The following is a 22150-nucleotide window of genomic DNA, read 5'->3' as shown; positions in this document are numbered from 1 at the left end:
AGAATGAACGGGGTGCGGAAGGGCTGCGTCCGGAAAGTTGCCGAAACCGGTGCGGGAGTGGGAGAAGGGGACGGTGGGGCGCGGGTCCGGCGGACCCGAGAGGACCCGAGAGGACAAGGTGCGGCGAGCCCGAACGGGCGTCCGGGCGCCGCTGGCCGGGAAGGCCGCGAGCCGGCGTTCCGGCGGAAAACCGGCTGACAGGCGGTCCGCGCGGCTGCCAGACTGCTTGCCGCCGTCCGCCGACCCGGGAGCGTTCGCATGAGGTCCCAGCCGATCCTGCACACCGAGCGGATCCGGCTGATCCCGTTGTCCGCCGGACATCTCGAGCATCAGGTCGAGATGTCCGCCGATCCGGAAGTGATGCGCTATCTCGGCGGCGTGCTGACCCGCGAGCAGGCGGCGGCCGAGCTGCGGGCGACGCTCGCGTACGCCGATCGAGGCCTCGGCTGCTGGGTCGGGTTCGTCGACCGCGAGCTGGCCGGGTACTGGTCTCTGCGGCCGGGCGAATCCGAAGGAGAGGCGGAGCTGGGATACCGGCTGCTCCGCCGGCATTGGCGCAAAGGACTCGGCAAAGAGGGCGCGCGCGAGATGCTCCGGCACGGGTTCCGCGACGTCGGGCTCGACCGCATCTTCGCCAGGACGCAGGCCCGCAACGAAGCCTCTCGGGCGACGATGGCCTCGATCGGGCTCCGGCACGTCCGGGACTTCGTCGCCGAATTCGACCGCCGGTATTTCGCCCCGGGCGACGACCTGAACGCCGTCGAGTACGCCCTGAACCGAGAAGAGTGGCCGGCCCCGGGCTAGCGAAACAGGTTCACCCCGGCGCGCCGCGGAGGCGGATGGCGCCCCGCCCCGGCGACCCCATATCGTTGCGCGGCAGCCGTCCGGAGGTGGAACCCGAACCGTGCCCGACTACTACGCGGTACTCGGCGTGGGGAAAACCGCGTCCCCCACGGAGATCAAGGCCGCCTACCGCCGGCTGGCCAAGACGCTGCACCCGGACGCGGGCGGCACGGTCGGCACTTTCCAGCTGTTGCGCGAGGCCTACGACACCCTCGCCGACCCCAGCGAACGCGCGCGCTACGACGCGGGCGTCCCGGCCGCCTCGGTGCCCAAACCGCGGCCGCGGCGGCGGTTCGGCGAGCAGCCCGGCTACCGTCCGGAGGCGCCGGACATCGATCCGGAAACCCTGGAGTGGTGGTCGTTCGCGGCGGCCGATCCGCGGATGCGGCACGGGCGGCGGCGCGGGCCGGGGCACACGCCGGTCGTCGCGGCGGTCGCCGGCACGGTGCTGGTGTTGTTGCCGCTGCTCGCCGGGATCGACTTCACGCCGCCGGTGCTGATCGTCTGGCTCGCGCTCACCGCGGGCACCGCACTGCTCGTGCACCGGCTCGCCCGCGGCTTCCTGTCCGCCCGCCGCGCCCGGCACGAGTTCGCGGAGGAATTCGGCGGCAGCGCGGTGTTCGGCTCCCCCGGCGGCGAGGCCGACGAGCTGGCCGAACGGCTCACTGCCGACCTGCTGGAGCGGTACCTGACCCGGTTGCCCGGCGCGCGCATCTTCCACGGTCTCGCGTGGCCGGGTTCGGTGTTCGCCGACGTCGACCACGCGGTGTTGTGCGGGAAACGCCTGGTGCTGGTCGAATCGAAGCTGTGGCTGCCCGGGCATTACGAAACCGCCGAGGACGGACGGCTGCTGCGCAACGGCCGCCCGTTCCGCGGCGGCGGCAGCCAGCTGGAAGAAAGCCTGGAGCGCTACCGCGAACTGCTGCCCGGCGTCGCGCTGCGCGGCGCGATGATCGTGTACCCGAGCCGCGACGGCGAGATCACCACCGCCGAACCGGACGGCGAACCCGGTCCCCCGATGACGCCGGAGCAGTTCCTGCACGAGATCGGCGGCTGGCTGTCCGCCGAACCGTCCACTGTGGACCACAACGCGCTGCGCACGGTGCGCGCGCAGGTCACCGGGTCCGGCCGGGCGGCTTGACTCACCGGGGATATATCCGGCGCGTGTCACGCTGAGTGCATGACCACCGTCTCCGCGGACCGCCGTCCCGTGCTGCTCGCGCTGGCCGGGATCGGCGCGCTCGCTCTCGGTGCCGTGCTCGTGCTGCTGTTGCAGGTGGTGCCGCCGACGGACGAGATCAGCGCGACCCGGCGGACGATCAGCGAATACGGGCTGTCGGACCACAAATGGGTGTTCGATCTGGCGGTCGTGCTCGTCGCGGCCGGTTCGGCGGTCGCGTTCGCCGTGCTGCGGCTGCAGGGAAGGCTTCCGGTCCTCGCGGCGGTGCTCGGAGCGTGCTGGACGGCCGGGTTGCTGGTGATCGTCGCGTTCCCGAAGACCGACTGGACCAACGCGGCGGCGACCGGCGCGGGCGGCACACTGCACCGGATCGCCAGCGTCGTCGCCTTCGTCTGCCTGCCGCTCGCAGTGCTCGTCTCGGCACGCGCGGCCTTTCCGGACTCGCCGCGCCGCCGGTTCCTCGCCCGCGCGCTCGCCGTCGCGTCGCTCGCCTGGTTCGCCGTGATCCTCGGCGCGGTCGCCGTCGCCGCGCTGACCGACCAGCGCTGGTGGCTGCTCATCCCGCTCGGCCTCGTGGAACGCGGGATGGCGCTCACCGAACTCGTCGCGCTGGCCGCGCTGGCCGCCCCGCCGCGAAGCCGGCGCTGAGCCTCCCCGTTCGAACGAGGGACTCGCGATCGACGCGTAATAAGCGTACGCTTAGCCGCCAGCGACGGGTGCCGCGCCGTGGCATCCTGCGCAGGCAGTCCGAGCCAGCCCCGGACATCCGAACGAGCAGGCTTTCTCGACGATGAGGAGATCCCCGTGACCGCTTCCCGTGTGGCCATCGTGACCGGCGCCGGCCGTGGCATCGGCGCCGCCGTAGCCCGCCGCCTCGCTTCCGACGGGTTCGCCGTCGGCCTGCTGGACCTCGACGAGGCCGGGGTGAAACAGGGCGCCGAGGCGATCGTCGCCGACGGCGGGCGCGCGATCGGCGTCACGCTGGACGTCAGCGACGCGGAGCAGGTCGAGGCCGCGGTGACCCGCGTGGCCGAGGAGCTCGGCAACCCGACCGTGCTGATCAACAACGCCGGCATCACCCGCGACAACCTGCTGTTCAAGATGACCGAACAGGACTGGGACTCGGTGCTCAACGTGCACCTGCGCGGCTCCTTCCTGATGACCCGCGCCGTGCAGAAGTACCAGACGCAGGAGAAGTGGGGCCGGATCGTCAACCTGTCCAGCACGTCCGCGCTGGGCAACCGCGGGCAGGTCAACTACTCCGCGGCCAAGGCGGGCATGCAGGGCTTCACCAAGACCCTCGCGATCGAGCTGGGCAAGTTCGGCGTCACCGCCAACGCGATCGCGCCCGGGTTCATCGCCACCGACATGACCGCGGCGACCGCCGAGCGCGTCGGCATGAGCTTCGAGGACTTCAAGGCCGCGGCCGCGTCGCAGATCCCGGTGCAGCGCGTCGGCACGCCCGAGGACATCGCGAACGTCGCGTCGTTCCTGGTCAGCGAGGGCGCGGGCTTCGTGTCCGGCCAGGTCATCTACGTCGCCGGCGGACCGAAGGACTGATTCCGATGCGCGTGTTCTCCGATGTCGCCGAACTCGCCGAAGCCGTCGGCGGGACCCTGGGCACGAGCGAATGGCACACCGTCTCGCAGGAGCAGGTGCAGCTGTTCGCCGACGCCACCGGCGACCACCAGTGGATCCACCTCGACGCCGAAAAGGCCGCGGCCGGCCCGTTCGGCACGACGATCGCGCACGGGTTCCTCACGCTGTCGCTGATCCCCGCGTTCCTGCCGGAGATCTACCGGGTCGAGGGCCTGAAGATGGGCATCAACTATGGCCTCAACAAGGTCCGGTTCCCGCAGCCGGTGAAGGTGGGCTCGCGGGTGCGCGGGACCGCCGACCTGGTCGAGCTGACCGACGTGCCCGGCGGCAAGCAGGCGGTGGTGCGCTGGACCGTCGAAATCGAGGGCGAGGACAAACCCGCCTGCGTCGCCGAGATGGTTTCCCGGCTCATCCTCTGATCGTTGACCTAGCCTGAACTGGAGTCCTTCCGATGACCGAAACCGACCCGCCCGGCCTCGATCTGGCGAGGCTGCGCGCCCATCTCGACCGCGAGCGGCCCGGGCTCGTCTCCGGCGCTCTCACCGCGGAAGTGGTGCAGGGCGGGCGGTCCAACCTCACCTATCTCGTCTCCGACGGAACGCAGCGCTGGGTCGTGCGCCGTCCGCCGCTCGGCCACGTGCTGCCGACCGCGCACGACATGCGCCGCGAGTTCCGCGTGATGAGCGGGCTCGCCGGAACTCCGGTGCCGGTGCCGGAAACCGTTCTGCTGTGCGAGGACGCGGACGTGCTCGGCGCGCAGTTCTACGTGATGCAGTACGTCGAGGGCACGCCGTACCGCACCGCCGAGGAACTGGAGCAGCTCGGCCCGGAGCGGACGCGGGCGATCGCCGATTCGCTGGTGGACACGCTCGTCGACCTGCACGGGGTCGATCCGGAAGCGGTCGGGCTCGGCGATTTCGGCCGTCCGGAAGGCTTTCTCGAACGCCAGCTGCGCCGGTGGAAGAAGCAGCTGGACGGTTCGCGCAGCCGCGACCTGCCGGGCGCGGACCGGCTGCACGACCAGCTCGCCGCGGCGATCCCGGCGTCCGGGCCGCCCGCCATCGTGCACGGCGACTACCGGCTCGACAACGTGCTCGTCGACGGCGAGGACCGGATCACCGCGGTGCTGGACTGGGAGATGTCCACGCTCGGCGACCCGCTCACCGACCTCGGCCTGATGATCACCTATGCGCAGCGCGACCAGCTCTCGCTGCCGATGGTGTCCAATGCCAGCAGCGCGCCCGGGTATCCGGACACCGAAGAGACGATCGCCCGCTACGCGCAGCGGTCCGGCCGCGACCTGTCGGCGCTGAACTGGTACGTGAGCTTCGCGTTCTTCAAGCTCGCGGTGATCCTCGAGGGCATCTACTTCCGTTTCCAGCAAGGCAAAACCGTCGGCGAGGGCTTCGACCAGATCGGCGCCGCCGTCGCTCCCCTGATCGAGCAGGGCGCCAAGACGCTCACCAAGGAGAACTGATGGACTTCGCGTTCGACGCCCGCACCGAGGAACTGCGCGGGCAGCTGCTGGAATTCATGGATTCGCACGTCTACCCCGCCGAGGCGGTTTTCCACGAGCAGCTGGCCGCGCGCACCGATCCGTGGTCGCCGCCGCCGATCGTCGACGAGCTGAAGGCCGAGGCGCGCAAGCGCGGGCTGTGGAACTTCTTCCTGCCCGGCGACCACGGCGCGGGGCTGACCAACCTGCAGTACGCGCCGCTCGCCGAGATCACCGGCCGCAGCCCGCACCTCGCGCCCGCCGCGGTGAACTGCGCAGCGCCGGACACCGGGAACATGGAAGTGCTCACCATGTTCGGCAGCGAGCAGCAGAAGAAGCAGTGGCTGGAACCGTTGCTGGCCGGGGAGATCCGCTCCGCGTTCGCGATGACCGAACCCGACGTGGCCTCTTCGGACGCGCGCAACATCGCGACCAGCATCCGGCGCGAGGGCGACGAGTACGTCGTCAACGGGCGCAAGTGGTACATCACCGGCGCGATGAACCCGAACTGCAAGATCTTCATCGTGATGGGCAAAACCGATCCGGACGCGCCCGCGCACAAGCAGCAGAGCATGATCCTCGTCCCGCGCGACACGCCGGGGCTGACCGTCGTGCGCGGCATGCAGGTGTTCGGCTACACCGACGGCGACCACGGCGGGCACGCCGAGGTGCTGTTCGAGGACGTGCGGGTGCCCGCGGAAAACCTGATCGCCGACGAGGGTTCCGGGTTCGCCATCGCGCAGGCCCGCCTCGGGCCGGGCCGCATCCACCACTGCATGCGCGCGATCGGCATGGCGGAGCGGGCGCTGGAGGCGTTGTGCCGCCGCACGCTGTCGCGCGAGACGTTCGGCCGTCCGATCGCCGATTCCGGCGTGGTGCAGGACTGGATCGCCGAGGCGCGCGTGCGGATCGAACAGCAGCGGCTGCTGGTGCTCAAGACCGCGTGGCTGATGGACACCGTCGGCAACCAGGGCGCGCACACCGAGATCCAGGCGATCAAGATCTCCACCCCGCTGGCCGTCGAATGGATCCTGGACAAGGCGATCCAGGCGCACGGCGCGGGCGGCGTTTCGCAGGACTTCCCGCTGGCGGAGATCTGGGCCGGCGTGCGCACGCTGCGGCTGGCCGACGGTCCGGACGAGGTGCACAAGCGGTCGCTGGCGCGGCGCGAGCTGAAGAAGTACCGGACGGAGGCGGGCAAATGACCGCCGAGGAGCTGCGGGCGCAGGTCGCCGCGTTCCTGGCTGAGCACGACCCGGCGTCGATGTCCGCTCTGGACTTCCTGCGAGCTCGGTTCGACGCCGGGCTTGCCTGGGTGCACTTCCCCGAGGGACTCGGCGGCCAGGGCGCTCCGCGGGCATTGCAGGCCGAGGTCGAGGCCGCCTTCGCCGCCGCCGGCGCGCCGGACAACAACCCGCGCCGGATCCTGATCGGCCTGGGCATGGCCGCGCCGACGATCCTCGCCTTCGGGACCGAGGAACAGAAGAAGCGCTACCTCCGTCCACTGTGGACCGGCGAGGAGGTGTGGTGCCAGCTGTTCAGCGAACCGGGCGCCGGCTCCGACCTCGCCGCACTGGCCACGCGCGCGGTCCGCGACGGCGACGACTGGGTCGTGACCGGGCAGAAGGTGTGGACGTCCAGCGCGCATCTCGCGCAGTGGGCCATCCTCGTCACGCGCACCGACCCGGACGTGCCGAAGCACCAGGGCATGACGTACTTCCTGTGCGACATGACCGCACCCGGCGTCGAGGTCCGGCCGCTGCGGCAGATCACCGGCGAGGCGGAGTTCAACGAGGTCTTCCTGACCGAGGTGCGGATCCCGGACTCGCAGCGGATCGGCGCGGTCGGCGAGGGCTGGAAGGTCGCGCAGACCACGCTGATGAACGAGCGCGTCGCGATCGGCGGCACCGCGATGCCGCGCGAGGGCGGCATGATCGGGCTGGTCGCGAAGACCTGGCGGGACCGTCCGGAGCTGCGCACGCCGGACCTGCGCGACCGGCTCGTGCAGCACTGGGTCGAGGCCGAATCGCTGCGGCTGGCCGGGGAACGGCAGCGGCAGCAGCTCGCGGTGGGCGCGCCCGGGCCGGAGGGTTCGGCGATGAAGGTGGCGTTCGCCGAGCTGAACCAGCAGCTGTCCGGCCTGGAGCTGGAACTGCTGGGCGAAGAGGGCCTGCGCTACGAGGACTGGACGATGCGCCGTCCGGAACAGGTCGACTTCTTCGGCCGCGACGCCGGGTACCGGTACTTGCGCGCCAAGGGGAACTCGATCGAGGGCGGTACCTCGGAGGTGCTGCGGAACATCATCTCCGAACGCGTGCTGGGGCTGCCGTCCGAGCCGCGGGTGGACAAGGACGTCGCCTGGAAGGACCTGCCCCGATGAGCACGCCGGACCTGCTGTACTCGGACGTGGAAGAGGATCTGCGGTCCTCGGTGCGCGCGCTGCTGACCGACCGCGCCGGGCCGGCGGCGCTGCTCGCGCGGGTCGAAACGGACACGCCGTACGACCTTTCCCTGTGGAAGACCCTGGCCGCCGACCTCGGCACGGCGGGCCTGATGGTGCCGGAATCCCTTGGCGGGCACGGGGCTTCGCCGCGCGAGGTCGCGGTCGTGCTGGAGGAACTGGGCCGGAGCGTCGCGCCGGTGCCCTACCTGGGCAGTGCGGTGCTCGCGACCGCCGCCCTGCTGGCCGCGGGTTCGGACCTGCTCCCCCAGCTCGCTTCCGGCTCGGTGATCGGCGCTTTGGCGGTGCCACTTTCGACCGCGCCCGGTTCTGCTTTCCCTTCCGCGGTTTCGTTTCTCGACGGAACCGTGACCGGTCGAGTGTCCACAGTGGTCGATGCCTCGGTCGCGGATCTGCTGATCGTTCCGGCGGTCGGCCCGGATGGCCCGGGGCTTTATGCCGTGGACGCTTCCGCCGCGACCGTGACCGAGGCCGTGTCGCTGGACCTGACGCGCCGGGTCGCCGATGTGGCTCTGGATTCCGCTGCGGCACAGGTGATTTGCACTGGTGCCGCTGCCGCGGAGGCTTTGGCTCACGCCCTGACCGCTGCGGCCGGGTTGCTGGCGTCGGAGCAGACCGGGATCACCGAGTGGGCGCTGACGGAGACTGTGACGTACCTGAAGGGGCGGTACCAATTCGGTCGCCCGGTCGGGGGTTTCCAGTCCTTGAAGCACCGGTTGGCGAACCTGTACACGGAACTGGTCAACGCACGGGCGACGGCCCGGTACGCGGCGGACGCGCTGACGACCGGGAACGACGTGCCGATCGCGGTGTCGGTCGCGCAGGCCCGGGTGTCGCCCATTGCGGTGCACGCGGCGGAGGAAGCGATCCAGCTGCACGGCGGGATCGGGATGACGTGGGAGCACCCCGCGCATCTCTACCTGAAGCGGGCCAAGAGCGACCAGATCGCTTTCGGCACGCCGGGCCGGCATCGGGCGCTGCTGGCGGACCTGGTGGATCTGCCTGCCTGAGGTTTTTGTCGGTGGCCGGGGTTAGCGTGGCGGGCATGTTCGCGACCCCGGCTTCGCCTTCCGATGTTCCGGCTTGGGCTCATGAACGGCCGGAAATCCATCCCCCGGATCCGAAGTGGGCGACGCGGGGCTCCGACCTGTGCGCTCAGGTCGCCCGCTTGCTCGCTCCGTGGCTCGCTCCTGGGCAGGTGGAGCATGTCGGCTCGACCGCGGTGCCCGGGTTGGCAGCCAAACCGGTGCTCGACGTGATGGCCCCGATGCGGGATCTGTCCCCATCGACGGTCTCGGCGGTGGTGCCGGTGCTTTCCGCTGACGGGTGGTGTTTCGTGCCGCCGTCGCTGGATGTCGCGGCCCCTTGGCGACGGTTCTTCGTGCTGCCTGATGCGTCGGGGCTGCGTCGGGTGGCGCATCTGCATTTGCTGCCGGAGGGACATCCGAGGTGGCATGCCCAGCTTCGCTTCCGGGACGCCCTGCGGGCGGATCCCGGGTTGGCGGCGGAGTATGCGGAGGTGAAGCGGCGGTTGGCCGGGGAGGTGACGGATCGGGAGGAGTACACGGCGGGGAAGACAGACTTCGTGCGGCGGGGTCTGGGCGGCTGAGGGGCGGTTTAGGGGCGACCATCGCTGTTCGAGCCGCGTTGAACTCAGCATGGTCGCGCCCCCACCGCGCGACCATGCCAACCTCTGCACGCCAATCCCTCGGCGATTCAGTGCGCTTCGGCGATCGTCCCGCCGGACCTCGCCGACCCCAGCCCGTTGCCGCGGCCAGCCTGTCGGACCGGCCTCTTCGTCCCGTTCCACCGGGACCCGCCTCGGCGTCATCCCCGGCGCCCGAACCAGCCCAGCCACTCCCGCCGACCCGAACGCGGCTCCCTGACCGCTCCGAACCCCATCGCGCCTAGCTTCGCCGGTCGCACGGCAGGTGGCGACGAGGCCGCACCCCTCGGAACGGCGGCCTCGTCGCCAAACTCCCACCCGGGCTCGAGCGAGGTCAGCCGTGGTACCCGGCCACGATCTTCGTGAACGCGTACTTCGGCTGCGAGATTCCGCTGCACTCCCCGCCGCCCGAGCAGTCGCGGTTCGTTGCCCAGAACGTGAAGCGGCCCAGGTGATGGCTGGTCGCGTAGTCGCGGATCGCGGTGAAGTCCGACACCGACACGACCTCGCCGGCGTTGTCTGTCTTGCCGTTCATCGACGACAGGCCCGCGTGGCGGTACGCCGTGGCGCTGTCCCAGCCGAACGTCGACTTCAGCTGCGAAACCAGACCGTCCACCGCGGACTTCGTCTTGCCCGCCATGTCGCCGCCGCTGGAGAAGTCGAACGGCATCACCGACCACACGTCCACCGGCGCGCCGATCGCCTTCGCCTGCTTGATCAGCCGCTTGCCCCAGTCGTTCGGGCCGGTCGTTTCGGTCCCGATCGTGATCACGACGCGCACGCCCGGGTTCTTCTGCTTGGTGATCTTGACCGCGTTCAGGATCCGGTCCTGCACGGTCGCGTTCTCGAACTCGTCGGTGTTCTCGATGTCGAGGTCGATCGCCTTCAGGGCGTACGCGTCGATCACCTTCTGGTATGCCCCGGCCAGCGCCGAGGCGGACGAGCACTTCGCGCCCAGTTTCGTCCCGGACCAGCCGCCGAAGGACGGGATGACGTCGCCGCCCGCGTCGCGGATGCTGGTGATCAGGGTTTTGTCCGAGCCGGTCAGGGAACGGTCGCCGTCCCATTTCGGGTTGCACGAGCCGTCCGACAGCATGAACGCCAGCGTGAACGTCTTGATCCCGGTCGCGGACATCGCCGCCGACGCACTGGTCTGCCCCGCCCACTGGTACAGGTACGGCGAAGCGAGCACCGGGTCCGGAGCCGCCGCGAGCTGCGGACCGGACGCGGACGCGGGCGCGGCCGTGGCCACCCCGGCCGCGGTCGCGAGAGCCGCCCCTGCCGCCGCCGCGAGCGCGGCCAGCCGACGCACTGATTTCATCGTGTTCCTCCTGCGAGCACCACGGAACACCTCCGGTTTGAGGCGGCGGGATCAACCCGGGAGGAGTGCACCCGGAAGGGTGCCGTCACACACTGGACTAGACCAAATCGGCGTGTCAAGAGCCGCAGCCCGAACGGCGCACCAGACCGGAAACACCGCGTCCGGCCGGATTTCCCCCGCCCGGGTGGGGTCGAAAGTCAGGGGCGGCCCTCGCCGAGGCCGTCGGAGAAGTCGTGGTCGCGGGTCTCCGGCAGGGCAAGCACGCACAGGAAACTGAGCACCCCGAGCACGACCAGCACCATCGAAACGGGCACCGTCGAGCCGGTCGACGCCCACAGGTCGGTCGAGATCAACGGCACGATCCCGCCGCCGAGCACCCCGGCGACGCTGTACGCGATCGACGCGCCGGAATACCGGTACCGCACCCGGAACAGCTCCGGCAGAAACGCGCCCATCGGCCCGTACAGCATCGCGAAACACGCCAGACCGCCGACGAAGCCGACCGTCAGCAGCACCGGATTTCCCGTCCGCAGCAAGGCGAACAGCGGAAACGCCCACCCCACCACCGAAACCGCGGCCGCCGCACTCAGCCGGCGGCGGCCCCATTGGTCGGACTTCATCGCGAATACCAGCGTCGCCACGCCCATTACGGCGGCCGCGATGAGCAGGCTGATCAGGACAGTCGTGCGCGGAATGCCGAGCGTGGTCGTCGCCATCGAAAGGCAAAATGTTGTGACGGTATAGAAAAGCGCGTGCGCGAGCACGAATGACAACGTCGACAGCACCAATACCCGCGGCTGTTTCCGCAGCAGCTCAAACAGCGGTACCTTCGCCTGTTCGGCCTTGTCCAGAGCAGCCTGGAAAACCGGTGTCTCGGCGATTTTGATCCGGATGTAGAATCCGACCGCCAGCAGCACCGCGGAGAACAGGAACGGCAGCCGCCAGCCCCAGGACAGGAATTCGGCCGCCGGGAGCACCGCGTCCAGCACCAGGAACAGCAGGTTGCCCAGCACGAACCCGATCGCCGGGCCGAGCTGTGGGAAAGCCGAGTACAGGCCGCGTTTGCCCGGCGGCGCGTACTCGGTCGACATCAGCACCGCGCCGCCCCATTCGCCGCCGAGTCCGATGCCCTGCACGAACCGCAGCACCACCAGCAGGATCGGCGACCAGAGGCCGAGCGTGCCGTAGTCCGGCACCATTCCGACGGCCACTGTGGACAGTCCCATCACCAGCAGGGACGTGACCAGCATGGACTTGCGGCCGATCCGGTCGCCCCAGTGCCCGAAAAGGATCGCCCCGACCGGGCGCGCGACGAACCCCACCGCGAAGGTGCCGAGCGACGCCAGCACCCCGGCGGTCGAGGAAAACGTCGGGAAAAAGACCTTCCCGAACACCAGCGCAGCCGCAGTCCCGTAAATGTAGAAATCGTAAAACTCGATAGCGGTGCCGATGAAGCTGGCGGTGGCGATGCGCGACAGATCGGCTCGCGCGGGTGCGGTCATTCCGGCTCCCTGTTCTCCCCTGCGGCCCGATGCCGCCCGGGGAGAATATCGGGTCACGCGTCGCCGGGCAGCTCCTCCATCTTCCGCTGCAGCTTGTTCATCCCGCCGAGCCAGCGGTCGGTTTCGGTGGCGCGCAAGGCATAGAAGTCGGCGACCTCGGCGTGCGGCAGCACCAGGAACCGGTTCTCGGCCATCGCGGCGAACAACGCGTCGGCCACCTGCGGCGGATCGATCGCACTGGCGCCCATCAGCAGTTTGCCGCGTTCCCCGGTCTCCTCGAGCATCGCGGTGCGCACGCCCTGCGGGCAGATCGCCTGCACGGTGATGCCGCGGTGCCGGTAGGTCGCCGACAGCCATTCCGCGAATGCCAGCGCGCCGTGCTTGGTCACCGAATACGGAGCCGAGCCAAGGCTGGTGAGCACGCCCGCCGCGGACACCGTCGCGACAAACCGGCCCTCGCCGCGCTCCAGCCAGGCCGGCAGCAGCAACCGCGCCGCGCGGACGTGCGCCATCACGTTCACGTCCCACGCCAGCGCCCACGCGTCCTCGTCCGCGTGCGCGTCGCCGAACGGCGCGACCCCGGCGTTGGCGCAGAAAACGTCGATCTCGCCGAGCGTTTCGCGGGCGGCGTCGATCAGGTCGGCCACCCCGGATTCGCTTGCCACGTCACCGGCGAACCACGTGCCGCCCACCTCCTCCGCGACTTCGGCGGCACGGTCGCCGTCGAGGTCCGCGACCACGATGCGCGCCCCGTCCGCCGCGAACCGCCGCGCCAGCGCCGCCCCGATCCCGCCACCACCGCCGGTGATGACGACTCCGGCGCTCACAGACCGCCGCCGAGCGTCACGCCGCCGTCGAGGACGACCGTCTGCCCGGTCATCCAGCCCGCTTCGGCGGACAGCAGGAACGCGACCGCCCCGGCGATGTCCTCCGGCACGCCAAGCCGCTTCATCGGATACGCCGCCGCGACTTCTTCCTCGCGCCCTTCGTACAGCGCGGTCGCGAACTGCGTTTTGACCACCGCCGGAGCCACCGCGTTCACGCGGATCTTCGGCCCGAGTTCCGCGCCGAGTTCCTGGGTGAGCCGGATCAGCGCGGCCTTGCTGACGCCGTACATGCCGATGCCCGGCGAGGTGCGGATGCCCGCGATCGAGGCGACGTTGACGACCGACCCGCCGTGCTCGCCCATCCACGCGTCCCGCGCGGCGCGGATCCACGACAGCGGCGCCACCACGTTGACCGCGAAGATCTTGCTCGCCGCGGCCGGGTCGACGTCCAGGGTCGGCCCGTAAACGGGGTTGATGCCGGTGTTGTTGACCAGCATGTCGAGACTGCCGAACTTCTCGACCGCGGCGGCGACCGCCTCCTGCTGATGCGCGGCGTCGTCGGCCTTGCCAGGCACCGCGATCGCGACGTCGGAACCGCCCAGCTGCTCAACGGCCTCCGCGAGCGGCTCCGGCTTGCGCGCGGTGATGCACACCTTCGCCCCGCGCTCGACGAGCCCCTTCGCGATGGCCAGCCCAATCCCCCGGCTGGCCCCGGTCACCAGGGCGACACGATCCTTGAACGACTCCACCACACCGTCTCCTTGTCCGACGCTGGACAGCCACCGCTAAGCGACCGCTTAGTCGCAGGATAACGGGGATGCCTCCGCATGCAACCTCCAGCCGTCGCCCGGACCGTCACAACACAGCCAGTAACCGGTGCCGCAACCCTTTACGCACACCCAAACCTCGTCAAGGACGCCCCGGCAGGCTCCGCCTGGAGGTCCGGCCAGCCACGTGGGATCGGCGTCACACTCGAACGCGCGCACTGAGGACCACCTAACTTAGGCTAGGGTTACCTACACTTGGCGCAGAGAGATGGGACTGGCATGGCGACACCTCCGGAGTTCGATCTGGTCGGAGTGGGTTTCGGGCCCTCCAACCTCGCGCTGGCGATCGCGGTGGCAGAGCACAACGGGACCTCGGCAGCGCCGGTGACCGCGCAGTTCCTCGAGCGGCAACCCGCCTTCGGCTGGCACCGGGGGATGCTGCTCGACGATGCGACGATGCAGGTTTCCTTCCTCAAGGACCTCGTCACGATGCGCAACCCGGCCAGCCGCTTCAGCTTTCTCTCGTACCTGCACGAACACGGCAGGCTGGTCGACTTCATCAACCACAAGACGTTCTTCCCGTTGCGCGTCGAATTCCACGACTATCTCGAATGGGCCGCGGCGAAGGTCAGCGGCCAAGTCGCCTACGGCAGCGAAGCCGTGTCCGTGCGGAGCACCGGTGATTGTTTCGAGGTCCGCACCGGCCATGGCGAGGTCCGCCGCGCCAGGAATCTGGTTTTCGGCACCGGACTGCGGCCGAACGTCCCGGCAGGAATCGAACCGAGCGACCGCGTCTGGCACAACGCCGACCTGCTGCGCCGGATCGGCTCGGTCCGCGCGCCTGGCCGGTGCGTCGTCATCGGCGCGGGGCAAAGCGCCGCGGAGACGACAGCCTTTTTGCACGAGCGCTTCCCCGACGCGGAGATCTGCTCAGTGTTCGCGCGATACGGCTACAGCCCTTCAGACGACAGCTCGTTCGCGAACCGGATCTTCGATCCCGAGGGCGTTGACGCCTACTACTCCGCCCCGGAGGACGTCAAGCAACGCTTGATGGATTACCACGGGAACACGAACTACTCCGCAGTCGACGTGGAGCTGATCGACGACCTGTACCGTCGCGTGTACCGGGAAACGGTCAAGGGCCGCCAGCGGCTGCGGATCTTCAACATGTCCCGTCCGGTCGAGATCGTCGAGGACGAACGAGTACGGGTCACGGTGGAATCGTTGGCCACGGGCGAGAAGACGGTGCTCGACGCCGATCTGCTCGTCTGCGCGACGGGGTACCGGCCCGCCGATCCGAGCGATCTGCTCGGCGAACTCGGTGCGCAGTGCCGCCGTGACGAGCACGGCCGGTTGCGCGTCGAACGCGACTACCGGCTGGTCGCCCCGGATCTGCCGGGAGCGATCTACGTGCAGGGCGGGACCGAGCACACGCACGGCATCACGTCCTCGCTGCTGTCCAACACCGCAGTCCGGGTCGGCGAAATCCTCGCCTCGATCCTCGACCGGCGCCCGTCGACGGAGTGGGACCCGGAGTACGCGGTGAAGGAGCTGGCATGACCGTCAGGGTGTCTCGCCAAACCGAACCGCTGCAGCAGATGACCGCGCTCGCGCGGGCCGGGTACGACGACTACGTGGTGTACGAGAACGGCGGAACCTGGACATTCGCAGGCGGGGCGCTCGCCGCGATCACCCTGGACTCCACGCATGTGCGAGTCCGCGGTGTCGTCGAGTCCGACACGGAGTGGTCTGGTTCGCCGGGCGCGGCGTTGCAGCAAGCGCTCGCCACGCTGCCGGTCCCGGAGTGGCGCGCCTACGGCCGGGTCCACTTCGGATACTCGGCTTTGCCGCCCGGATCGGGATTGCCCAAGCCTTCTGGCGAATTGGTCCGGCTGATCGTCCCCCGCACGGAGGTCCGCGTCACCGGGAACGAGGTGGAGATCCGCGGCGAGGACGAAGCCCTGGTGCGAGGAATCATCGACGCACCGTCGCCCGCACCGCATTCGCCGAGCAGGCCGATCGACGTCCGCGCGAGCGGCGCGGCGTACCGGGGACGGGTGGCGCGGGCCCTCGGGGAAATCCGGCGGGGCCGGTACCAGAAGGTGATTCTCTCGCGCAGCGTGCGGATTCCGTTCCCGGTGGACCTCGCTTCGACCTACGAAGCGGGCCGCCGCGCGAACACTCCGGCACGGTCGTTCCTGTTGCGGCTCGACGGCGCGGAGGCAGCCGGGTTCAGCCCGGAGGTCGTGCTGACCGTGTCGGCGGACGGCACCGTCGTGACGCAGCCGCTCGCCGGCACGCGCGCGTTCGGGCGCGGCAGCGAGCAGGACGCGGCAGCTCGCAAGGACCTCGAATCGAATCCCAAAGAGATCTTCGAGCACGCAGTGTCGGTGCGGACCGCCCAAGAGGAACTGCTCCGCGTTTGCCGCCCTGATTCCGTACGGGTCAAGGACTTCATGGGAATCAAGGAACGCGGCAGCGTGCAGCATCTGGCGTCCAGCGTCAGCGGAGAGCTCGCCGAAGGGCGTACGCCGTGGGACGCGCTGGAAGCCGTGTTCCCCTCAGTAACGGCGTCGGGGATCCCCAAGCGGGAGGCGATCGACGCGATCACGCGCCTGGACGAGGTGCGCGGTCTCTACTCCGGCGCGGTGGTGACCGCCGCGCACGACGGCTCCTTTGATGCCGCGCTCGTGCTGCGGGCCGTGTATCAGGAAAACGGCCAGGCGTGGCTGCGCGCGGGAGCGGGCATCGTCACGGAGTCCACGCCGGAACGGGAGCTGGAGGAGACCTGCGAGAAGCTCGGCAGTGTCGCGCCGTATGTAGTGCCCGCCTGAGCGCCGGTCAGGCTCGGCGGCGGTACCAGAGCAGCCAGCCGAGGTAGCTTCCGCCGAACGCGGCTGTTGCGACCCCGACCGGGAGCGTCCCCGCGCCGGCGATGCGCTGGGCGGTGAAGTCCGCTGCCAGCACCAGCAAAGCGCCCATCCACGCCGCGGGCAGCACCCCCGCACCGGGCGCTTTCGTCAGGCGCTTCGCCAACTGCGGGGCAGTCAACGACACGAACGCGACCGGTCCGACGACCGCGGTTGCGAGCGCACAGGCCATCGTGCCGACCAGCAGCAGGTACAGCCTGCTCGCCTCGACGCGCACGCCAAGGGCCAGTGCCGGGTCGTCGCCCATTTCCAGGATGTCCAGCCGCCGCGCGCCGACCAGCACAGCGGGCACGACGGCGGCGAGCGCGATCGCCGCGGGCCAGACGTGTTCCCAGCCGAGGTTGTCGAGGCTGCCGGTGAGCCACACCGTCGCCCGCGAAACGTCGGCCAATTTCGCGTTCACGATCAGATAGAAGTTGACCGCCTGCAAGATCGCGCTGACGCCGATCCCGACCAGCACCAGGCGATTCCCGCGCACGCCTCGCTGCCAGGCCAGGAGGTACACCGCCAGCGACGTCAGCAGACCGCCGCCCAGCGCGCCCAGCGAGATCCCGGCCAGCCCGCCGCCGAAGGCCAGGATCGCCAGCAGCCCCCCGGTTGTCGCACCGTAGTTGAAGCCGATGATGTCCGGACTGCCCAGCGGATTCCGGGACAGGCTCTGGAAAATCGCTCCGCTGATGCCGAGCGCGGCCCCGGCGCACACGGCGATGAGCACGCGCGGCAGCCGCAGATCGAGCACGGCGAAGTTCGTCAACCGGCTGCCGTTGCCCAGCAAGGTGCGGACGACGTCGAGCGGCGCGACGGCGATCGCTCCCACGCCCAGCGCGACGACCGCGAGTGCGAGAACCCCGGCGAACAGTCCGAGCGAAACCACGAAAGATCGGCGAGTCTTCATGCGCGAGCCGCCTTGCTCCGCCGCACCAGCCAGATGAAGACCGGTGCTCCCAGCAGGGCCGTCACGACCCCCACGTCGATTTCTTCCGGCGCGATCACTCGCCCCGCTACGTCGGCCGCCAGCAGCAACGCCGGCGCGAGCACCGCGCAGTACGGCAGCACCCATCTCTGCGCCGGGCCGGTGAACGCCCGGACCATGTGCGGCACGGCGAGCCCGACGAACACCAGCGGCCCTACCGCTGCCGTAGCTGCTCCGGCCAGCAGTGTCACGGCCACCAACGACAACACCCGCGTCCGGCCGAGGTGCGCGCCGAGTGCCTGCCCGGCGTCGTCGCCGAGTGCCAGTGCGTCGAGCGGCCGGGCGAGCAGCAGCGCCAGCACCAGTCCGACGGCCAGGAACGGCAGGACCCGGACGAGCGTGGCGCCGTCCGCGCGGTTGAGCGACCCGACTGTCCAGAACCGCATCTGGTCGAGAGTCTGCTGATTGAGCAACGTCAATCCTTGCGTGAGACCGGTCAACGCAGCCGACACGGCAGTGCCCGCCAACGCCAACCGCACCGGCGACGCCGAGCCCCGCCCGGCGATCGCGTACAGCACGGTGGCGGCGATCGCCGCGCCCAGGAACGCGAACCAGACGAACGCGCGCAGGTCCGTGAATCCGAAGACGGTCACCGAAAGCGCGGCCGCCGCGGAGGCGCCCGCGTTCACGCCGAGCAGGCCCGGGTCCGCGAGCGGATTCCGGGTGAGCGCCTGCATCACCGCACCCGCGACCCCCAGAGCCGCGCCTACCGCGATCCCGATCAGGGTGCGCGGAATCCGCAACGCCCATATGACGTAAGAGTAATCCGAGGCGTCCCGGTCGAACAGCACGTGGAACACAGTGCCCGGCGCGATCGTCCGCGCGCCGACGGCGATGCTCAGCAACGCCACGAGAACGAGCACGACGCACGCGACGACGAAGCCCGTGGTGCGACCTCTCACCCGGCCAGCCCGCGCGCGAGTTCGGCCTTGCTGACTTTGCCCAGCTTCGTCAGCGGGAAGGCGTCGAGGATCTCCAGCCGGTCCGGCAGCTTGAATTCCGCGACCCCGCGGTCCCGCAGGAAGGATTTGACCTCGCGCAGCGTCGGCGCCCCGCCCTTCAGCACGAGGAACGCACAGGTGCGCTCGCCCATCACCTCGTCGGCCATCCCGACCACCGCCGCGTCGTGCACCGCCGGGTGCGCGAGCAGGTGGTTCTCCAGCTCCTCCGCCGGGATTTTCTCGCCGCCGCGGTTGATCTGGTCCTTCACCCGGCCCTCGACGACCAGGTGCCCGGTCGGCAGCTGCCGTACGACGTCCCCGCTGCGGTAGAAGCCGTCCTCGGTGAACGAACGCTGGTTGTGTTCCTCGGCGCGGTAGTAGCCCCGCAACGTGTACGGCCCGCGAGTGAGCAATTCGCCGTTCTCGAGAACGCGCACCTCGTCGTCCGGGCACAAAGGACGGCCCTGCGTCTCGATGATCAGGTGCTCCGGATCGTCCAGGCGGGTGAAGTTCAGCAGTCCCTCGGCCATCCCGAACACCTGCTGCAACCCGCAGCCGAGCACCGGGCGCACCCGCGCGGCAGGTTCCGCACTCAGCTTCGCACCGCCGACCTGCAGCAGCCGCAGGCTGGACAGGTCCTCGTCGGCGAACTCCGCGGCGTCCATCCACATCAGCGCGATCGGCGGCACCACTCCGGTGACCGTCACCTTTTCCCGCTCGATCAGCGGGAAAACCGTGCTGGGACTGGGATCCGCGGCGAGCACGACCGTGCCGCCCGCCGCGTACGCGCCGAGCAGTCCGGGCGAGCACAGCGCGAAGTTGTGCGACGCGGGCAGCGCGACCAGGTACACGGTCGACTCGTCGAACCCGGACACCTCCGCACTGGCGCGGCCGTTGTACGAGTAGTCGTCGTGGGTGCGCGGGATCAGCTTCGGGGTGCCGGTCGTTCCGCCGGACAGCAGGAACAGCGCTACGTCCGAGGGATCCGGCTCAGGCAACGGGACGGGGTCCGCGGTCGGCAGCTCGTCGTTCGCCACGAACACCTGCCGGATCCCGGGCACCGCCTTCGTGACCGCCCGCGCCAGCGCGCGGTAGTCGAAGCTGTCGTCGTCGGCGACGAAGTACGCGACAGCCCCGCTCAGCTCGGCCAGCGGCACCATTTCCGCTTCCCGGTGCGCGGGCAGTGCGAGCACCGGCAGCGCGCCGATCCGCAGCAATGCGAAGAACACCGCGACGAACTCCGGGATGTTCGGCAACTGCAGGAGAACGCGTTCCCGCGGCGCGATCGACGGTGCGAGTCCGGCTGCTACCCGGCCGATCCACGCGTCCAGTTCCGCATAGGTCCAGCGAGCGCCGTCCGCGCCGACCAGTGCGACACGATCCGGATGCCGCTCAACGCCGTCGCGGATCAGGTGGTCCAGCGGCCGACCGGCCCAGTAGCCAGCCTTCCGGTATCGCTGCGCCAGCTCCTCCGGCCAGGGCACGCACCCCTCGAGCATCGCCACTCCCTGTCTTCTGGACGGAAACTTAGGTTAGGCTAGCCGACACTAGAGAAGGAAGGTGCTAGTGCGTCTCGGCGAACTTGTCATCGACGTCACTCCGCTTCGCACCAGTCCGGGCTTCCGGCGGATTTTCGCGGCGCAGACCCTGACCGTGGTCACGACGGCGCTCACGAACGTCGGGATCAACCTGCACGTGTACCAGCTCACCGGATCGTCTGCACAGGTCGGGCTCGTCAGTCTCGTGTTCGGGCTGGCGCTGCTCGCCGGGCTGCTGGCCGGAGGCGTCGCCGCGGACCGCATGGACCGGCGCGCGCTCGTGCTCGGCACCCGGTCGGTCGTCGCGGTCGTGCTGGCCGGACTGGCGATCAACGCGGCCCTGCCCCATCCGATGCTGTGGTTCGTTTATGCCGCCGCAGTCCTCGCGGGCGGGATCAACGGACTCGGCGGATCGGCGTTGATGGCGGTCGTGCCCGCGCTGGTCGACCAGCGCCAGCTCGCCGCGACCGGCGCCCTGTTCACCGTGACCAGCCAGTTCGGCGCGATGATCGGCCCGTCGATCGCCGGGCTCGTCGCCGCCGGGCCGGGCGTGGCCGCCTGTTTCGGGATCGACGCGCTCGGCTACCTCGCCGGCGTCGCGCTGATGTGGCGGATCCCGCCGCTGCCACCTGACGAAGAGCCCGCGCACCCGCTCAAATCGGTGGCCGAGGGAATCGGTTTCGTGCGACGCAACCAGGTCGTGGCCGGGCTGCTCCTGATCGACGTGTGGGCCATGGTCTTCGCGATGCCGTACGCCCTGTTCCCGCAGCTGGGCATCGAGGTGTTCCACGGCGGCCCGTCGACCGTCGGCCTGCTCTACACCGCGCCCGCGGTCGGCGCGTTCCTCGGTGCGCTGATGAGCGGCTGGACCGGCCGCTCGCGGCACAGCGGACGAGCGCTGATCGGTTCGGTTCTCTTGTGGGGCTTGGCGATCACCGCGTTCGGTCTCTCCGGATATCTGTGGCTCGGGTTGCTGTTCCTGGCGATCGCGGGTGCCGCGGACGCTATCTCCGAGGTACTGCGGCGCGCATTGCTGCAGCACTACACGCCGGATCGGCTGCAGGGCCGGGTGTCGAGCGTCTGGCTAGCCCAGGCCACGACCGGCCCGGCGGTCGGCAACGCGGAAGCCGGGCTCGTCTCGAAACTGCTCGGCAGTTCGGGCGCCGTGGTCGGCGGCGGCCTCGTCTGCGTTGCCGGGGTGCTGCTGGTCGCGGTCATGATGCCGAAACTGCGCCGAGCGACACTGCAAGGAGAAGGATGCCAGTCGCAGCCGTCAACGGCGTGAAGCTCTCGTACACCGACAACGGTTCCGGCGATCCGGTGGTGCTCGTGACAGGCACCGCGGCGGCGGGCCGGGTGTGGCACCTGCATCAGGTGCCCGCGCTGGTCGAAGCCGGGTATCGGGTGATCACCTTCGACAACCGCGGTTTTTCGGGCGAGGAAACGGATTTCACCATCGACGACCTCGTCGCGGACACCGCCGAGCTGATCACGCACTTGGATCTCGGCCCGACGCGGCTGGCCGGCACGTCGATGGGCGCGCAGGTCGTCACCGAATTGGCGCTGGCGCACCCGGAACTCGTCGCCAAGGCCGCCGCGATGGCGACCCGAGGACGACCGGACGTCCTGCGCCGCGCGATGGGCACGGCCGAACGGGAACTGCGCGACAGCGAGGCGAACCTGCCGCCGCGCTACGAAGCAGTCACCCGCGCGCTGCAGAACCTTTCGCCGAGGACGCTCAACGACGACGCGGCGATGACCGACTGGCTCGACCTTTTCGAAATGTCGCCCACGATCTGGACGCCAGGGCTGCGCGCCCAGCTGCGCCTGGACATCGCCGGGAACCGGCTGCCCGCGTACCGAGCGATCGAAATCCCCTTCCTGGTCATCGGTTTCGCCGACGACCTGCGCCTTCCCCCTTACCTGGCAAAGGAAGTCGCCGACGCCATTCCGGGCGCCCGCTACCTCGAACTCGACGGCTGCGGGCACTACGGCTACCTGGAACGCCCGGACGCGGTCAACGAAGCCCTCGTCACGTTCTTCGCGGCTGGACACGCCGACTGAGCAGATACTAAGGTAAGCCTCAGCTAACTTCTGCTGAGGAGGC

21 protein-coding genes are annotated in these 22150 nt (G+C 69.8%); 14 read left to right on the top strand and 7 right to left on the bottom strand.

Features of this window, described 5'->3' with window-relative positions; translation table 11 throughout:
* The first annotated feature begins 258 nt into the window (after positions 1–258).
* The 10 genes from CU254_RS13070 (at position 259) to CU254_RS13025 (ending at position 9187) form a co-directional block, all read left to right on the top strand.
* Entirely contained in the window at positions 259–804 is a 546-nt protein-coding gene (locus CU254_RS13070) for a GNAT family N-acetyltransferase (protein WP_009076343.1), read from the top strand.
* A gap of 100 nt (positions 805–904) precedes the next feature.
* Positions 905–1984, top strand: a complete 1080-nt coding sequence (locus CU254_RS13065; protein ID WP_009076341.1) for a DnaJ domain-containing protein — start codon at positions 905–907, stop codon at positions 1982–1984.
* Between the two features lie 39 nt (positions 1985–2023).
* Entirely contained in the window at positions 2024–2671 is a 648-nt protein-coding gene (locus CU254_RS13060) for a DUF998 domain-containing protein (RefSeq protein WP_009076339.1), read from the top strand.
* 156 nt (positions 2672–2827) lie between these two features.
* A complete protein-coding gene (fabG, locus tag CU254_RS13055; protein WP_009076337.1) occupies positions 2828–3583 on the top strand; it encodes a 3-oxoacyl-ACP reductase FabG in 756 nt (251 codons plus the stop codon).
* A gap of 5 nt (positions 3584–3588) precedes the next feature.
* Positions 3589–4041 (top strand): MaoC family dehydratase, encoded by a 453-nt coding sequence (locus tag CU254_RS13050; protein WP_009076335.1) that lies wholly within the window; start codon positions 3589–3591, stop codon positions 4039–4041.
* A gap of 32 nt (positions 4042–4073) precedes the next feature.
* Positions 4074–5099: a phosphotransferase family protein gene (locus tag CU254_RS13045; protein ID WP_009076333.1), complete on the top strand. Its 1026-nt coding sequence runs from the start codon at positions 4074–4076 to the stop codon at positions 5097–5099.
* A complete protein-coding gene (locus CU254_RS13040) occupies positions 5099–6322 on the top strand; it encodes an acyl-CoA dehydrogenase family protein (protein ID WP_009076331.1) in 1224 nt (407 codons plus the stop codon). Before CU254_RS13045 ends, CU254_RS13040 begins: the two co-directional genes overlap by 1 nt.
* Complete coding sequence (locus CU254_RS13035) at positions 6319–7497, top strand: acyl-CoA dehydrogenase family protein (RefSeq protein ID WP_009076328.1); 1179 nt, start codon at positions 6319–6321, stop codon at positions 7495–7497. Before CU254_RS13040 ends, CU254_RS13035 begins: the two co-directional genes overlap by 4 nt.
* Positions 7494–8588, top strand: a complete 1095-nt coding sequence (locus CU254_RS13030; protein WP_009076327.1) for an acyl-CoA dehydrogenase family protein — start codon at positions 7494–7496, stop codon at positions 8586–8588. The genes CU254_RS13035 and CU254_RS13030 overlap by 4 nt, the downstream gene beginning before the upstream one ends.
* A 35-nt stretch (positions 8589–8623) precedes the next feature.
* Positions 8624–9187 (top strand): GrpB family protein, encoded by a 564-nt coding sequence (locus CU254_RS13025; protein ID WP_009076326.1) that lies wholly within the window; start codon positions 8624–8626, stop codon positions 9185–9187.
* A 391-nt stretch (positions 9188–9578) separates the two neighbouring features.
* Here the strand turns inward: CU254_RS13025 and CU254_RS13020 are convergent, their stop codons facing one another.
* The 4 genes from CU254_RS13020 to CU254_RS13005 form a co-directional block, all read right to left on the bottom strand.
* Positions 9579–10565, bottom strand: coding sequence for a chitinase (locus tag CU254_RS13020; protein ID WP_199785892.1), 987 nt, complete (start codon positions 10563–10565; stop codon positions 9579–9581).
* 197 nt (positions 10566–10762) lie between these two features.
* Complete coding sequence (locus tag CU254_RS13015; protein WP_009076324.1) at positions 10763–12067, bottom strand: MFS transporter; 1305 nt, start codon at positions 12065–12067, stop codon at positions 10763–10765.
* Positions 12068–12120: 53 nt separating this feature from the next.
* Entirely contained in the window at positions 12121–12894 is a 774-nt protein-coding gene (locus CU254_RS13010) for an SDR family oxidoreductase (RefSeq protein ID WP_009076323.1), read from the bottom strand.
* Positions 12891–13643, bottom strand: a complete 753-nt coding sequence (locus tag CU254_RS13005) for an SDR family oxidoreductase (RefSeq protein ID WP_086024971.1) — start codon at positions 13641–13643, stop codon at positions 12891–12893. The genes CU254_RS13010 and CU254_RS13005 overlap by 4 nt, the downstream gene beginning before the upstream one ends.
* A gap of 297 nt (positions 13644–13940) precedes the next feature.
* Between CU254_RS13005 and CU254_RS13000 the strand changes: the two genes are divergently transcribed.
* Together CU254_RS13000 and CU254_RS12995 are read left to right on the top strand one after the other, a co-directional pair.
* Entirely contained in the window at positions 13941–15221 is a 1281-nt protein-coding gene (locus CU254_RS13000) for a lysine N(6)-hydroxylase/L-ornithine N(5)-oxygenase family protein (RefSeq protein WP_009076321.1), read from the top strand.
* Positions 15218–16495 (top strand): salicylate synthase, encoded by a 1278-nt coding sequence (locus CU254_RS12995; protein WP_050788164.1) that lies wholly within the window; start codon positions 15218–15220, stop codon positions 16493–16495. Before CU254_RS13000 ends, CU254_RS12995 begins: the two co-directional genes overlap by 4 nt.
* A gap of 7 nt (positions 16496–16502) precedes the next feature.
* Here the strand turns inward: CU254_RS12995 and CU254_RS12990 are convergent, their stop codons facing one another.
* The 3 genes from CU254_RS12990 to CU254_RS12980 are packed head-to-tail and all read right to left on the bottom strand — an operon-like array spanning position 16503 to position 20004.
* The gene (locus tag CU254_RS12990; RefSeq protein ID WP_009076319.1) at positions 16503–17486 is read right to left on the bottom strand and encodes an iron chelate uptake ABC transporter family permease subunit; all 984 of its coding nucleotides are present in this window, start codon (positions 17484–17486) and stop codon (positions 16503–16505) included.
* Positions 17483–18466, bottom strand: coding sequence for an iron ABC transporter permease (locus CU254_RS12985; protein ID WP_009076318.1), 984 nt, complete (start codon positions 18464–18466; stop codon positions 17483–17485). Before CU254_RS12985 ends, CU254_RS12990 begins: the two co-directional genes overlap by 4 nt.
* A complete protein-coding gene (locus tag CU254_RS12980) occupies positions 18463–20004 on the bottom strand; it encodes a (2,3-dihydroxybenzoyl)adenylate synthase (RefSeq protein ID WP_037717059.1) in 1542 nt (513 codons plus the stop codon). Before CU254_RS12980 ends, CU254_RS12985 begins: the two co-directional genes overlap by 4 nt.
* A gap of 67 nt (positions 20005–20071) precedes the next feature.
* Here CU254_RS12980 and entS point away from each other — a divergent pair, with 67 nt between their 5' ends.
* Entirely contained in the window at positions 20072–21328 is a 1257-nt protein-coding gene (gene entS, locus CU254_RS12975; protein ID WP_199785891.1) for an enterobactin transporter EntS, read from the top strand.
* Positions 21301–22107, top strand: a complete 807-nt coding sequence (locus CU254_RS12970) for an alpha/beta fold hydrolase (protein WP_009076315.1) — start codon at positions 21301–21303, stop codon at positions 22105–22107. Before entS ends, CU254_RS12970 begins: the two co-directional genes overlap by 28 nt.
* Positions 22108–22150 lie beyond the last annotated feature (43 nt).

This window comes from Amycolatopsis sp. AA4, assembly GCF_002796545.1.
Classification (GTDB): Bacteria; Actinomycetota; Actinomycetes; order Mycobacteriales; family Pseudonocardiaceae; genus Amycolatopsis.
The sequence above is the reverse complement of the archived record's forward strand: the minus strand, read 5'-3'. Positions and strand labels throughout refer to the sequence as shown.

Coding starts and splice junctions, on each gene's coding strand:
- CU254_RS13070 (WP_009076343.1), top strand. CDS start 259: ATGAGGTCCCAGCCGATCCTGCACACCGAGCGGATCCGGCTGATCCCG.
- CU254_RS13060 (WP_009076339.1), top strand. CDS start 2,024: ATGACCACCGTCTCCGCGGACCGCCGTCCCGTGCTGCTCGCGCTGGCC.
- CU254_RS13050 (WP_009076335.1), top strand. CDS start 3,589: ATGCGCGTGTTCTCCGATGTCGCCGAACTCGCCGAAGCCGTCGGCGGG.
- CU254_RS13045 (WP_009076333.1), top strand. CDS start 4,074: ATGACCGAAACCGACCCGCCCGGCCTCGATCTGGCGAGGCTGCGCGCC.
- CU254_RS13040 (WP_009076331.1), top strand. CDS start 5,099: ATGGACTTCGCGTTCGACGCCCGCACCGAGGAACTGCGCGGGCAGCTG.
- CU254_RS13035 (WP_009076328.1), top strand. CDS start 6,319: ATGACCGCCGAGGAGCTGCGGGCGCAGGTCGCCGCGTTCCTGGCTGAG.
- CU254_RS13030 (WP_009076327.1), top strand. CDS start 7,494: ATGAGCACGCCGGACCTGCTGTACTCGGACGTGGAAGAGGATCTGCGG.
- CU254_RS13025 (WP_009076326.1), top strand. CDS start 8,624: ATGTTCGCGACCCCGGCTTCGCCTTCCGATGTTCCGGCTTGGGCTCAT.
- CU254_RS13020 (WP_199785892.1), bottom strand. CDS start 10,565: ATGAAATCAGTGCGTCGGCTGGCCGCGCTCGCGGCGGCGGCAGGGGCG.
- CU254_RS13015 (WP_009076324.1), bottom strand. CDS start 12,067: ATGACCGCACCCGCGCGAGCCGATCTGTCGCGCATCGCCACCGCCAGC.
- CU254_RS13000 (WP_009076321.1), top strand. CDS start 13,941: ATGGCGACACCTCCGGAGTTCGATCTGGTCGGAGTGGGTTTCGGGCCC.
- CU254_RS12995 (WP_050788164.1), top strand. CDS start 15,218: ATGACCGTCAGGGTGTCTCGCCAAACCGAACCGCTGCAGCAGATGACC.
- CU254_RS12990 (WP_009076319.1), bottom strand. CDS start 17,486: ATGAAGACTCGCCGATCTTTCGTGGTTTCGCTCGGACTGTTCGCCGGG.
- CU254_RS12980 (WP_037717059.1), bottom strand. CDS start 20,004: ATGCTCGAGGGGTGCGTGCCCTGGCCGGAGGAGCTGGCGCAGCGATAC.
- CU254_RS12970 (WP_009076315.1), top strand. CDS start 21,301: ATGCCAGTCGCAGCCGTCAACGGCGTGAAGCTCTCGTACACCGACAAC.